Origin of the sequence: Natribaculum luteum, assembly GCF_023008545.1 — an archaeon.
Taxonomy (GTDB): Archaea; Halobacteriota; Halobacteria; order Halobacteriales; family Natrialbaceae; genus Natribaculum; species Natribaculum luteum.
In genome coordinates, this window is sequence record NZ_CP095397.1 from 756,229 (window position 1) to 769,339 (window position 13,111).

Sequence of the window (13,111 nt, forward strand, 5' to 3'; positions counted from 1 at the left end):
CCAAGAGGCGGCCAGTCCGTGGAAAAGAGACTCAAGACAAAGTGTAATGAGTCGTGCTACTCGAATTGTTCCGTGATCTGACTCAACCGGTTGTCATCACCAACTTTGTCAATCACGAGATCAGGATCAACCGAAAGGCTGTACATATTCGTCATTCCACGTCCACGCCCACGACCGCGGCGGTCACCCTCAAGAATATTCCCATGTGCCAAATCATTGAGTTTCTCCCTGAAAGTACCCTGCTGGTAAGTGTCGGCCCCAATCTGTTTCGTAAACCGCTTGTATCGACGATAGAGTTGTGTTGTCCCTTCAGGCGCGTCACCCGATAGCTCAGACTCAAGGACAGTTAGTAGAGCGATTTTCCGTTGGATCGTCTCACCACGAATTCCTTTTCCAATCGTCTCTTCCTGAATTTCTTCACGGGCCTCTCGGACATGAGATTCCGTGACGATATCACTACCATCGTCTAGCGCGAGATCACACGCGGTAGATAAGAGATGAATCGCCTGCCGTGCGTCGCCAGTATCTTGGCCAGCAAGCGCTGCGCAGAGCGGTATTACATCTCCAGAGAGGGGTCGTGTCCCAAACTCGTCTAGAGTCGTAACTGACTCCTGTGGAAGCAGGGTCACCTCTGGTACCTACCCCGAAGTGACCCATGCACGCCACAATTGACGCGCAGTTCACAGTTAGTCTCGACCAAGACAAAACGCTACCGCTTGCCACTCTCGCTGAATCTCTCACTGAGATTCAGCTTGAGGCCACTATCCTCGAGGAGCTCGTTAGAAGCCTCGACGAGCGCCTCGTCGAGGCGTACTGTGGTGAGAAACATGCGCGCGGAAACGGCGACTGCCGTTTCCAGCGCGCTGGAACCTCCACACGAACCACTGTGACAACCGCAAGAGAACACGAATTCACCCTCCATCACGTCAAAGACACTGCTGCTACCGACGGCGATCCGACCTATTTCCGTCCGCTCGAGGATCTTATCGACTTCGACGGCCAGCGCATCTATCAAGAGGATATCTCGCTCCAGGCTGCCGAACTTGCTACTTCGCTCAGCTATCGTGATGCCGTCGCCCACGGCGACGGCTTCACTCCCATGCCCTCGATCACGACGGTCAACCGCCGAGTCCGTGAATACGGCAGCAAGCTCGGCGACTTCGTTCGTGATCGGCTTCCTGGGACGAATGCAGACACTGTCGTTCCTGACGGAACGAAGTGTCATAGCCAGCAGGACCATTGCACCTACCATGATGTCAACGTCACCCTCGGCCGTTTGCCCGAGGGTGACGACACAGAAACCACACTCTTAGACGTCAACGTCAACGAATCCAGGGATGAAACAGCAGAACCCCTCGAAGAGACTGAGGCGATCACTGACGACGCCACAGTCGTCAGTGACGCCGAAAAGGCGCTTGTCGATGCGTTCGAAAGTGGAGACCGATCTCACCAGCTCGATCTCGTTCACGTCGGTCGAACGCTCGGTACAAGCTCTGGAAAGACGATGCGTTTCCGCTCCCCGAGCGGAAAGCGATCGTCTCTGGCGTTACGGATGATCTATTCCATCTGAAGAACTCTGTCGCACTCCATGCACCGAGGAATGAGCGTTTGGCGATCCGCGAGCGGATCGACCAAACGCTCGAGAATCTCGAGAAGGAAGCCTGGAGGTTAGAGCGTCAAGACTCCCCGAAAGCTACGACGTACCTCCGGGAATGGGCAGAAGCAACCGTGACGTTCGCGGAACTCGCGCTTGATCAACAGCAGGTTCCGTGGACGTCAAACGTGGTCGAACGAGCCATGGGTGAAGTTTCGAAGCGGTGTAAGAATCAATGGATGCGGTGGTCAGAAGCAGGGTTAGAGTCGCTTCTCTGGTTGAATTTGGTGCAGTATGCCGATCCCGAGCAGTTCGCGGCGTTCGCCGACGAACTGCTCGAGCGATCAGCCAAAACAGCCATCACAATGGAGGTGTCAGTTGACGCTACCAGAGGCGAACTCTAGACGAGTTTGGGACGGGACCCACATATTCAATCTCTTCTCGAGAGATTATCTCCTGTGCTTCCCCGGTTAGCCTATTATATACGACGACGGCATCGGGATACACGCGATAGACTATCGGTCTTATAGTGATCCATCCCACAAAAATTTGGAAGAAAGTACGGATGGCGATGATAGTTGCAGCACCGGCTATAGCACCGGATAGTGTCCCGCTGACTATTCCCCCTATCAACCCGCCGACGAGAACGAAAAGAACTGTAGGCATAACGAAAGAAAAGAGAATACCGCGAAATAGCGATACTATAAGTGCAGCACGCCAGTCGGTGTGAAACTCTGCAACCGTCTTGCCATCTGGGATTTTGACTGTTGGTTCTTCGCCCACTGTCTCATCAATGAACATCGTCGATTGGACGAACCTAGGTTTTCGAAATTCGAGAATATCGTACACTACTTTTGATCCGATAAGGATCAGGCTAAGCCCGACCTGAGCGACACCGACTGTTTGGACGGCACCGATGATAACCGGCGCAATGAATGCAAGGAGGAATAAAAGCGCTAGATATGTTTTGGAAATACCTCCGGTCGCAGCGACTGTTTTGTAGTTGCTTGACCGAAACCAGGACACCAACTGAATCAGTTGGTGACCCACGATAGCAAGAATCCCGAGGGCAGCCGATGACGGTAAGACAAGTGGTTCGACAAACGAGGTAGCAATACCGGTTAATACGAGTCCCCCGAACGGCCAAAAGGCAATCAGTTGGATGACCGTCATTAGTGCATATGGGACATTGCGTGGATATATTGGCGGAAGCAAGCGAGTAAGTTGAAGGCCGCCTCGGACATCCGCTAACTCTTTGAGTGGAAATGTTGCTTTTGATCCTGATGGGCAATATTCCTCTGATGGTGGCAATTCAGCAAACAATGACTGAATCACCTCTCGGATGACAACAATCCCTGCTTCAAACCAATAGAAGAATAGAATAAGATGGGGGTCCCATCGAAACACAAAGACTCCAACAAACAATACCAGATTTGATAGCACCGCCGTGAATTGATCCCGCCGGCGCTCGATTTTAATCATATTATTATGGGAGAATTTAATATCACGGGCACTAAAATCTGTTGATTTAACTAAGACTGTCGACTCCAACACCATATTTTAAAAAACCCACAATGATATATGGGTCTAAAAATATAATATCACGTATTATATAACTGATATTAAAATAAAACAGCGGAAATAGCTACTAATCTCTTTCGGGATGAATTGTTACACGTGATGACCGGTTAACCGTGGTTAACATACTGACCAACCAGTCACTTCACCCCCAGCGGCACAGATATCTTTAGCATCAGGAAGGATTATCAGTACTTCACGAAGCTGGTTAGTTGAAAATCTGCTTGCGTGAAGTGTGTCTACTATCGAGCAAGCAGACAATGCAATCCACGTCTACGAGGACCAGTTTTGTGAAGTACTGAAACTTACTTGTCCCGTGGGTACTGAACACTAGAAAATCAATGGTCGAGATTCCAGATTCCCTTCGCTCTCTGTTTAGCGCCCCAATCGAAGAGCAAAATGGAACATACGTTGTCGAAGTTCCCTCGAGTGAAGTCGATCACGAGGCGTTGTCAGCCGACGAAACGTATCGCGTAGCGATTCTTGAGTCGCCTGCTTCGACAGAGTCATCGGTGCAACAGAAGACACAGCAACCTCCTTCTCAGGAGACCGTGAGCCGTTCCCCATCGGGACCTCCTGTCGAGGAAGGCGAGGTGCGTAATGTAACAATCGAGACTATCGGCGATCAGGGCGACGGAATTGCAAAAGTCGAACGCGGCTATGTCGTGATCGTCTCTGGAGCCCAACCTGGTGACGAACCTACCATCGAAATCGAGCAGGTTCAGAAGAACGTCGCATTTGCGAGCATCGTCGATAGCGATCCACGAGCACTGTGAAACACCACCCAGATAGCCGAGAGCTTGATCTGTTTCCCTAATCTGCTTATACCGGTGATTTTCTGCGCCTGAGTGGGTGAGGCGCATACTCGTGTGCCTCGAGGCCACGAATGAGTACAGATCGACCACACCAGAGCGACCAGCATCGAAATCAACTGACAGACGAGTACACGACCGACCGCGATCGCAGCTATCCAGGAGACGTTGCCCGGCTGAACGGACACGAACTCGTCGCAATCGACGAGTGGCTGCCAGGCGCGGAACCGACACCGTACGAACTCAATCTCACAGATGGCTACGAGTATCGGACACGCTACTGGCGTTGCAGGAAGTGCGGCCAAGAACGCAACCATCGCGACGAGTTCACCACCCCCTGCAACAATCCCCAGCCGCCGACTGTCCTCGAGGCAGGTGGCTACTCGATTGACGACCCACGAACTCGCCGTGCACTGAACGAGAAGTTGAACGTCCGCTTTGCAACAGTGGGCCCGGTCTACGAGGTCGAGAGTGAGAGCGGGAACACTTACAAGGTCGATATCGAGGCAGCGACGTGTACGTGCCCAGATTTCGAACAGCGCCAGCCAGAAAACGGCTGCAAGCATCTTCGCCGTGTCGACCTCGAGATCCGGACGGGACTTGTTCCTGCGCCAGATGGCACGTTCAACCGCTGACTGTCGAGTGACGAGATCACTCGAGACGGTTTGTAACCCCCGAAAGGGGTGCGGGGGCTCGAAAGGAGCCCACCGTAGTAACCCATGAGACAAAGAGAGACAACAATCACGCCGACAGCCACTGAAACAACTCGGTTCCTACATCGAGGGATCGCCAGATGACTGACCGCGACGAATGCCGAATGCCGACGTGTTCGGAACCTGCCCGCGATCGGACAGGGTATTCTGGTCGGTTCTGTTCGGACAGCTGCGAGGTCCGCTACGAGCACCTCCAAGCGGACGCTCGAGATGCTGCAGTGGACGAAGCCGAGGATCGGTACTGATGCTCGAGCAGATCGATCACCGTGGCAAGCGCTTCACGATCGGTGACAAGGACGTTGTCGACGACGCTCGTGAACGTTGTCGGCGAGCCGAACTGCACGAACGGCAGGCTCAGCGAGAGATCCGTGAGCTCGAGCGTGCGAAGGCAGTCGCTGGATCAGACGGTGCTAATCCGAATGTCGAAGTACTTGAACGATGATACCAAACATTCCCCTCGTGGTGTGACCTCGAGTGATTCATTCTGCACACGGTGTGTATGGGTGTCGAAAAGCGATACGTCCGGTGGATCAAGGACAAAGATCAGCGCCGGACATGACTGAGGGGTGAGAATGATCGGACAATGTCGCGCGTAGCGGATCACGCGACAGATGATGTACCGATGTCCTCGTTATCCGCATCGAACACACCCACACACCACTCTGCAAGTGTTCATGGTCTTCCGAAAGAGTCCATGTAACAGATCAGAAGGTTTCTATTTATAAAGGAGGGTTCTAACACGGTTTTGAGGAGTGTTCTTGTTGGACTATTTCACAGAGTTTCTCTATTCTAAGCGTTTTAGAAGCCATTTCTATGAGTTGGCAAGTATAGTAACAACAACAACATTCATATTAGTACTAGCTAGTAGTATGGCATTCAGTTGAAATACTGGATATGACCCTCTCTACAGAATCATTGTGAGTAGTAAGATGCCGAATTTCTAGTGTTTCATGTGGTCTAATCTATTGTTTCCCTTCCTTATTCATTCTTCACCAGTATTTCATATGGAAATAGGGGGGAGGCTTTCGTGAGCGGCAGAACACTTGCAAGGTGGTGTGTGTGTGTGTCCTGGTGAAGAACACTTGTAACACTTGCAGGGTGGTCAGCAAAGTTTATGTTGGATTCGCTTGACTTTCTAGGTATGACTGATCTCGACGAAAATCCGTTCAATACAACGGATCCTATATTTAAACAAAAGCAAATCCTCAAGAAGGATGAAATGCCTGACAAAATCTTTCATCGAGACGATGAAATCCAGCAGTACACAATCGCTCTCGAAGATATCATTGTTGGGCATGATCCCAACAACGTCTTCATCTACGGCCCGACTGGTGTTGGGAAAACCGCTGTCACACTCTGGATGCGGAACAAGCTCAAGGAGAAAGCTGCGGAAACCGGCGTCCCGTTGAATGTAGTCGGGCCAATCAACTGTCGGAACTACAAATCAGCATACGCGCTCGCCACAGCACTCGTCAATGATTTTCGTCCGCCTGACGACCAATTACCGAACAGCGGATACTCCACTGACAAAGTATTCGACTTTCTATATCAGGAAATCGAGAACGCTGGGGGGAACGTGCTTATCATTTTAGACGAGATCGATAACATTCCACCGGATGCTCGAAATGATTTCCTCTACGAGTTACCTCGCGCTGAAGCGAACGAGAATACGCCGATCACAGACGCGAAAATCGGGTTAATCGGTATTTCAAACGATCTAAAATTCGTTGACGTGCTCGAGCCAAAAGTCAAGTCTACGCTCGGAGAACGGGAAATTAAGTTCGGGCCGTACAACGCGAATGAGCTTAACGATATTCTGGAGTATTATGCTGATATGGCGTTCAAAGATGGTGTCCTCGAAAAAGATGTGATCCCACTTGCAGCTGCATTCTCTGCACAAGAGCGCGGTGACGTTCGGCAAGGAAAACGGATCCTACAGAAAGCGGGTGAACTTGCCCGTATGGACGGTAAAGAAGTCGTGACTTCTGAACACACGCATGAAGCGACAGAAACTGTTGAAACAGACGAGATCTTGGATTATTTTGAGCAGGATCTCACATCGCATCAAGCGATGACGTACTTAGCGGCCGCACTCGCAGTCATCGAACCGAAGCAGGAAGCAACGACGAAACGGATTTATAAATTATATTCGTCTGTAGCGGAATCAGTCGTGTCCCGTGTGAAGAGTGAACGGAAAATCTACGAATTCTTGGATCAGTTATCCATGCAGGGCTTAGTACGATCGGCTGAGCAGAACCTTGGACGTGAAGGTGGTCGGCGGTACGTGTACGATATTACAGACGACCCACGTGATATTATCGAGGCTGCCCGCAAGTCATCGTACAACAATGCTGTTCCGAGTAATGTAGATGAAATGTTAGCCTATTATTTGGAAGAAGAAGCATCTGAATACGAAGCACCAGATATATCTGATCAACACCAAGAAAATCTATGGAAATTCACGTAGACTATACAGACTTTATTTCGACACAATAGTGAACACTTGCAAGATGGTGTCCCAATGTACAGCAAGAACACTTGCAGGGTGGTGTCATAGTGAACCCAGACTCTGTATTCTACAGATCAGGAAGGCTGAATATCCTCAAAAACTGCGTGATTTAAAATAGCCCCAAATGGGGCACTTTAGCGCGTCTTAGCAGAGAAAACACTTGCAGGGTGGTGTCTATGTTATACCGTTACTATTGTTCGATTATTGCTAAACGATCTAGGGATCCAGAGTAGAGAACACTTGCAACATGGTGTCCCCACCAAACACGCTTTTCATTACGAGCATCTCCAAGCGGACGCTCGGGATGCTGCAGTAGATGAGTCAGAGGATCGGTACTGATGCTCGAGCAGGTCGATCACCGTGGCAAGCACTTCACGATCAGTGACGAGGACGGTGTCGACGATGTCGCTCGTGAACGGTGTCGGCGAGCCGAGCTGCTTGAGCGACAGGCTCAAAGAGAGATCCGTGAACTCGAGCGTGCGAAGGCAGTTGCTGGACCTGACAGTACAGATTCTGATATTGAAGTGCTCGACCAGCGACATGGAACGTTGGGGGACGGAAGACACACCGTATTTCCTGAGAAAACAGGGATGAAAATCCCCCTTCACAGATAGTTGAGGCCCCACTCACACAGAGTTTCGGTACTTCCCGACTGGTGTGAAAGCTGGAGCTAAAGCGTTGGTCCCATGAGGAAGATGTCTGGTTGAGTGAATGTGTTCAGTATCCCTCAGCCAGACGGTGTTCTTTCGGATTCGGACGTGAAAGATTTAGCGGAAGACGTCATCTGCCAGCTCCCCTTGCCAGGGATCGAGGGCTCGCCCCTCGATCCCGGCGATATCTGGGCTGTTGTCATTCTTGCAGCAGTCAATCAGACGTCCATCTGGGAGACGTGCAAGGACAACGACAACGCTGCCTGTGATGATACTGTCATGGACTGGCTCCATACGCTCAACCGAGAGTGGCTTGAGCGGGTTGCTAACCGCCTTCTCAGGGAGTTAGCGATGACGATCCTCGACCCTGATCGGTCGAGGATCGTCTCCATTGACTTCGTCGATAACCCCTACCACGGAACGTACGCCGATGAAGAAGGTGAACTCTGTCGCATGCACGCGAAAGACGGAACAACGACGTGCCACCGGTACTGCACGGCGTATCTCGTCTCGAACGGAAAGCCAGTGACGTTGGCGATGACGTACGTCCGTAGTGATGAGAAAGAGGCCGACGCGGTCGAGCGCGTCCTCGACCGCGTCGAAGCCTATCCCTTCGAGATAGAACTTCTGTTGGCAGATCGTGGCTTCTACAACGAACGTATTCTGCGCCGCTCACGGGAGATTGCTGCGACTGTCGTTCCCGTCCAAAAGAAGGGCAAGCGCATGAGGAAGAAGCTGGATACGCACTGCTCGTACATGACAACCTATCGGATGTACAAAGGCCGCGAGCGGGAACTGGAATTCCCGCTCGCGGTCGCGGTGGCATATCACGCCGGAGATCGCGGGAAAAGCGGCGAGGTCGTTCGAGGCTATGTGGCGTGCGATCTGACCGATCGCACGCCGAAACAAGTCGAACGACTCTATCGGAAACGGTCAGCGATCGAAACGAGTTACCGTGTATTTCGCCAAGCACGAGTGGTAACGACGACACAAGACCCAATCATCCGCTTCGCGTTCGTCCTGGTTGGATTCCTGTTAGAGAACCTCTGGCTTGTGCTTCGATGGGCGGTCGTCGCCCGCCCCCAGCGGGGCGGGCGCGACCTGCCCGAGGAATTCACGTTCAAGACGTTCTCTGACTGGATCAGACATGCATTAGAGGAAGAGCTAGAGCGGAGTTGGGAGATCGAGATGAACGGAACAGGTGTGCCAGAAGCATACGCGCCGGCCGCGGGCTGACGCCAGCCCGCGGCCTTGGGCAAGCTCCTGGTGAGCAACAGCATTCGCCTAGAACAGCGTATCTCAGCCTTCTTACTTCACTTCTCCTCATCCGTAGATTCTATTTCCTGTTCACTCAGTTACCACACCGGCATTCACTCCATTTGTCATGACTCAGCACAGTTCACGAAGCGACGTTCGGGAAGTACCGAGTTTACTCTGCACACGGTGTGTCTCGAGTGTCGAAAAGCGATTCGTCCGGTGGATCGAGGACGAAGATCAGCACCGGACGGGACTGAGGGTGGGCGATGATTGAATCCGGGCAGTGTCGCGCGCAGTGGATCACGCGACAGGTCATCTGTCCGATGACCTCATTATCAATCTCTTCCCGATTCCCAGTTACACGGACGCGACCGCGCATGACACGAACTCTGCCAGTCGAAAACACACTGAGAGTTCCGTTCTCAAATCGAATACTCTTCTGCCAGTTCAACCAGGTCGTAGACGTGAATCCCAGTTTTGAACCAGAGCACCCGCTCGCTCGTGTCACCGAAGTCATTATTTGAGCAGTCTAACTGTTCGGAGACTGCGACAAGGAGATTCTCAGCATCTGCCTGGCATATTTTCTTCAGCTTCGACTCGAGATACTCGGGTGTCCAGAATCCGATGATCTCGAGAATCGCTCGCCGGCCATCCGGGTGCTCGATCGCGAAATCGGGGATCATCACCTCATCACCGAGGTCAAACACATCGTTTTCGCGTAGTAACTCCCAATCCGTGGTCGCTCGCTCCCATTTCTGGGCGAGTGTCTGCTCGAGATCGCTATCGAACTGCCTGCCAGTACTGTAGTGTGAATCGAGTCCGTCAGTGCCGTCTAGTCTGAGTTGCCGTGTCTCACCCGCTGTCTCATCGACAAGTACTGTGGCAGTCATCTCCCAGCGGTCACAAAGAGGCAATGCTGGCAGAAAATTCGCCAGCCGGATGCCGTACTTTTGCGATTGGGAGAACAATGACGCTGGACCATCGAGTATGGCCTCATAGCCATCAGCATGGTCAGTTCGTTCGACACGCTTGCCGTCAGAATCGATCGGATAGATCCGGTGCATCAGTCCGAAGAGTTTGACGTAGCTGAATACTGTCCCGAAATGATCCCAGACACGGATCCGCATCTCAGTTGCGTCGTAGAGGACTGCCTGGGCGAGCGCAAGATTGTAGCGAGTTACCAGCCAGTCGACCGTCAGATCAGTGTGTTCGTACTCACCGTCACTACTGCCAGTCAGTGTCGTGGTCGTAGTCGATTGCTCGCCAGTACCGGCATACTGGTCAGCGGTCCGCGTGCCGATCTGGACAAGTCGTTTGTTCTCCTCGAGGTCAGCATACATCCCGCGGTAGCACGCTTCGAGTGTGATACCCAACTCATCAGCAACTGCACTATACACCTCGATCTTCTGTGTGTCGTCACCGAGCGTAGGCTGGCGAACAACCGGATACCGCTCGTTGGCTTTCTCGAACAGGGTCTGGCGGATCTCACGAGGCTCGACTGGAGATCTGACTTCGAACTCACACTCGTCCAGAAGCAGTTTCGCCAGTCCCTGGACGATCTTGTAGTCGGTATCCGCCACGGTGAGTTCGTCAATCGCATCCTCGAGATCGCCTTTCGGCTCACCGAGATGGGCATCGAACAGCGCAATGAGTTCGCGTGCCGTCTCTCGATAGTTCTCATCCGTCGGATCAATAAACAGCGGCTTGATTGCATCGCCGGTGGTACGAGAGCGAGCCAGATCAGCCGTCAGCATTCGTCGTCACCCCTTGTCGGCGCTGTTGGGACACGTATGTTTCCATCGTGTCTGCCGTGATAATCTCATAGAGTCGGGCCGGCTGGCGGTCATCTGTCGGCCGGAGGATGCGTCCAAGCCGCTGGGAATACTGCCGTTTCGATGCGCTTCCTGACAGGATAATCCCCACGTTCGCAGCGGGAACGTCAATCCCCTCGTCGAGCACTTGAGACGTTGCCAGCATCGAGTATTCGCCAGTCCGAAACCGCTCGAGAATCTCCGTGCGCTCGTCCGTCTTCGTTTGATGGGTAATGCAAGGGACGATGAACTCCTGAGAGATTTGGTAGGCGAAGTCATTGTTCGCAGTGAAGATAATCGCGCGATCGTCGTGGTGACGTTTGAGCAGGTTGTCGAGCGTCTCGAGTTTTTTCTCTGCCGTTCGGGCGATGCGTTCGGCGCGCTGCTTGGCGATGAGTGCCCGCCGTCCCTTCGGATCGTAGGACGTCCGTTTGAGGAACTCCTGATAACCCTCCTCTTTCCAGAGATCAAACTCGTGGCTATCGACGTAGTCGCGATAGAGCTGGTACTCCTCGTCGTATGTCTCCCGTTCCTCTGGCGTGAGCTCGACAGACATGTGGATGGTTTCGTACTCGCTGAGGTACTCGCCAGCAAGTTCATTGACAGCCTCTTCATAGACAACCGGACCGATGAGATCCTCAAGGAGTTCATGCTTTCCGTCAGGCCGTTCGTAGGTAGCAGTCAGTCCCAACCGATACGGTGCAATCGTCATCTCGGGGATTTGCTGGTAGGTCGGCGCTGGCAGGTGATGTTCCTCGTCGACGACGAGTAAGCCGAACTGGTCGCCGTATTCGTTGATGTAGCGGTAGGCACTATCGTAGGTAGTGACGGTGATTGCGGTGACCTCGTGGCTACCGCCGCCGAGAACGCCGATCGGATCTGTGAGTTGATCGCCAAAGGCGTTGGTGAGTGTGGCGTGCCACTGATTCATCAGATCAATCGTTGGTGTCACGATGAGTGTGCTCACTCCGGCATCAGCGATGGCCTGCAGTCCAAGAAAGGTCTTCCCGCTGCCAGTCGGGAGAACAACACTCCCCTGGCGGCCATGGTCGATCCAAGCGTCGAGGGCGGCCTGCTGGTAGTCACGTGGCTCGATGTGGAGTGCTGGCGTAAGATCGAGGGTAGGATAGGCCCGCGCGGTGTCTTCGAGAGCGTGAGCGAACCCGTCCTGAAGCGTTGCCTGCTCGTTTCCGTCCGACCAGGCGCCTACCCATTCGAGGAGGGATCGATATCGATATGCTTGCGTTCGGTACTCGTCGACGCGGTCGTCCAACTCCGCATAGGGGATATCGTCTGGGGCATCACGGAGTAGGAGCGTCCCGTCGTCGAATTCGACTCGCATTCAGTGTATATACAGAGGTCCCCGACCGGATTCAATATGTGGGTTTCTTGGGTTCCATTGAGGCATTCGTCCGTCTTGTCCTTCTACAAACAGGCGAGTGCCTTGGTGCTGGACTCCGAGAGGGGTCACGGTTGTGGATAGCCCAGTCAGGAGCCACGGTTGTTAGCGGCCGAGCCAGTACTGCCAGTCTGCAATCGCTTGTTCTGTGTCACGACCGGCTTCGAGAGGTTCCAGTTGCTCTAGCGGCACGCCAAGTTCTCTGTCCATCCACTCTATCGTCACGAACATCTGGCTGAGAGTCGGATCTGTCGGGGACATTCCAATCACGCGTATCGTTTCGCCTTCTTTGAGGGGAGACTCCTCTCGCTCGGTGACACAACGCGCTTCAAACGGGAAGTCCATCGTATCGTCCAGATAGGTGTACCATCCCCACGCCTGCTCTTCTGGACTGTAGGTGTCGACGATGATACGCATCTTGATGCGCTCTTCCCGCTCTTCGTCCTTCTCGGTCCATGTCATATCCACCAGTACTCATTCTAGCCTCAAGATGCTCGGGTAGGGGTGGCAGAAACCACTTGCCAACCAATCCAAGAGACACTCGATCCGCCCATAGAATAGATCTGAGTCACTGGACAAGGTTAACCAACGTGCACGCTATCGACGAGCTGAACTGCTCGAGCGACAGGCTCAGCGAGAGATCCGTGAGCTCGAGCGTGCGAAAGCAGTCGCTGGATCAGACAGTACCGGTTCTGATGGTGAGTGTTTGACCGATGACACGGAAGGTTGTGGAAGGAAGGACCCCACCATGTCCGCTTGACATCCTCCACGCCGTAAACGACGTGGAA

General features: G+C 52.9%; 12 protein-coding genes and 2 pseudogenes. 9 read left to right on the plus strand and 5 right to left on the minus strand.

Annotated features, from left to right (window positions below):
• Positions 1 to 56: 56 nt before the first annotated feature.
• Positions 57 to 629 (minus strand): Cdc6/Cdc18 family protein, encoded by a 573-nt coding sequence (locus MU558_RS03965; protein WP_246972141.1) that lies wholly within the window; start codon positions 627 to 629, stop codon positions 57 to 59.
• 26 nt (positions 630 to 655) lie between these two features.
• Between MU558_RS03965 and MU558_RS03970 the strand changes: the two are divergent.
• Positions 656 to 1,998: pseudogene (locus MU558_RS03970) on the plus strand (ISH6 family transposase).
• Here MU558_RS03970 and MU558_RS03975 read toward each other — a convergent pair.
• Positions 1,979 to 3,148, minus strand: a complete 1,170-nt coding sequence (locus MU558_RS03975; RefSeq protein ID WP_246972143.1) for a DUF6498-containing protein — start codon at positions 3,146 to 3,148, stop codon at positions 1,979 to 1,981. The pseudogene MU558_RS03970 and the gene MU558_RS03975 overlap by 20 nt on opposite strands.
• A gap of 365 nt (positions 3,149 to 3,513) precedes the next feature.
• Here MU558_RS03975 and MU558_RS03980 point away from each other — a divergent pair, with 365 nt between their 5' ends.
• The 7 genes and pseudogenes from MU558_RS03980 to MU558_RS04010 all read left to right on the plus strand — a co-directional run bounded on the left by MU558_RS03980 (position 3,514) and on the right by MU558_RS04010 (position 9,092).
• On the plus strand, positions 3,514 to 3,948 hold the full coding sequence (locus tag MU558_RS03980; protein WP_246972144.1) for a TRAM domain-containing protein: 435 nt from the start codon (positions 3,514 to 3,516) through the stop codon (positions 3,946 to 3,948).
• Positions 3,949 to 4,058: 110 nt separating this feature from the next.
• Complete coding sequence (locus MU558_RS03985; RefSeq protein WP_246972146.1) at positions 4,059 to 4,619, plus strand: SWIM zinc finger family protein; 561 nt, start codon at positions 4,059 to 4,061, stop codon at positions 4,617 to 4,619.
• Between the two features lie 158 nt (positions 4,620 to 4,777).
• Positions 4,778 to 4,942: a hypothetical protein gene (locus MU558_RS03990; protein ID WP_008015145.1), complete on the plus strand. Its 165-nt coding sequence runs from the start codon at positions 4,778 to 4,780 to the stop codon at positions 4,940 to 4,942.
• Positions 4,942 to 5,139 (plus strand): hypothetical protein, encoded by a 198-nt coding sequence (locus MU558_RS03995; RefSeq protein WP_246972148.1) that lies wholly within the window; start codon positions 4,942 to 4,944, stop codon positions 5,137 to 5,139. Before MU558_RS03990 ends, MU558_RS03995 begins: the two co-directional genes overlap by 1 nt.
• A 699-nt stretch (positions 5,140 to 5,838) precedes the next feature.
• A complete protein-coding gene (locus tag MU558_RS04000; RefSeq protein ID WP_246972150.1) occupies positions 5,839 to 7,164 on the plus strand; it encodes a Cdc6/Cdc18 family protein in 1,326 nt (441 codons plus the stop codon).
• Between the two features lie 380 nt (positions 7,165 to 7,544).
• Positions 7,545 to 7,742 (plus strand): annotated as a pseudogene (locus tag MU558_RS04005) (hypothetical protein); the annotation flags it as partial.
• A 177-nt stretch (positions 7,743 to 7,919) separates the two neighbouring features.
• Positions 7,920 to 9,092, plus strand: coding sequence for an ISH3 family transposase (locus MU558_RS04010; RefSeq protein ID WP_246972152.1), 1,173 nt, complete (start codon positions 7,920 to 7,922; stop codon positions 9,090 to 9,092).
• A 443-nt stretch (positions 9,093 to 9,535) separates the two neighbouring features.
• Here the strand turns inward: MU558_RS04010 and MU558_RS04015 are convergent, their stop codons facing one another.
• The 3 genes from MU558_RS04015 to MU558_RS04025 form a co-directional block, all read right to left on the minus strand.
• Positions 9,536 to 10,867 carry a DUF790 family protein gene (locus MU558_RS04015; protein WP_246972154.1) on the minus strand — a complete coding sequence of 444 codons (1,332 nt, stop codon included), beginning with the start codon at positions 10,865 to 10,867 and terminating at the stop codon, positions 9,536 to 9,538.
• Positions 10,854 to 12,266, minus strand: a complete 1,413-nt coding sequence (locus MU558_RS04020; protein WP_246972156.1) for a DEAD/DEAH box helicase family protein — start codon at positions 12,264 to 12,266, stop codon at positions 10,854 to 10,856. Before MU558_RS04020 ends, MU558_RS04015 begins: the two co-directional genes overlap by 14 nt.
• 162 nt (positions 12,267 to 12,428) lie before the next feature.
• Positions 12,429 to 12,785, minus strand: coding sequence for a calcium-binding protein (locus tag MU558_RS04025; protein ID WP_049912044.1), 357 nt, complete (start codon positions 12,783 to 12,785; stop codon positions 12,429 to 12,431).
• A 109-nt stretch (positions 12,786 to 12,894) separates the two neighbouring features.
• Here MU558_RS04025 and MU558_RS04030 point away from each other — a divergent pair, with 109 nt between their 5' ends.
• A complete protein-coding gene (locus tag MU558_RS04030) occupies positions 12,895 to 13,083 on the plus strand; it encodes a hypothetical protein (protein WP_246974813.1) in 189 nt (62 codons plus the stop codon).
• Positions 13,084 to 13,111: the final 28 nt, after the last annotated feature.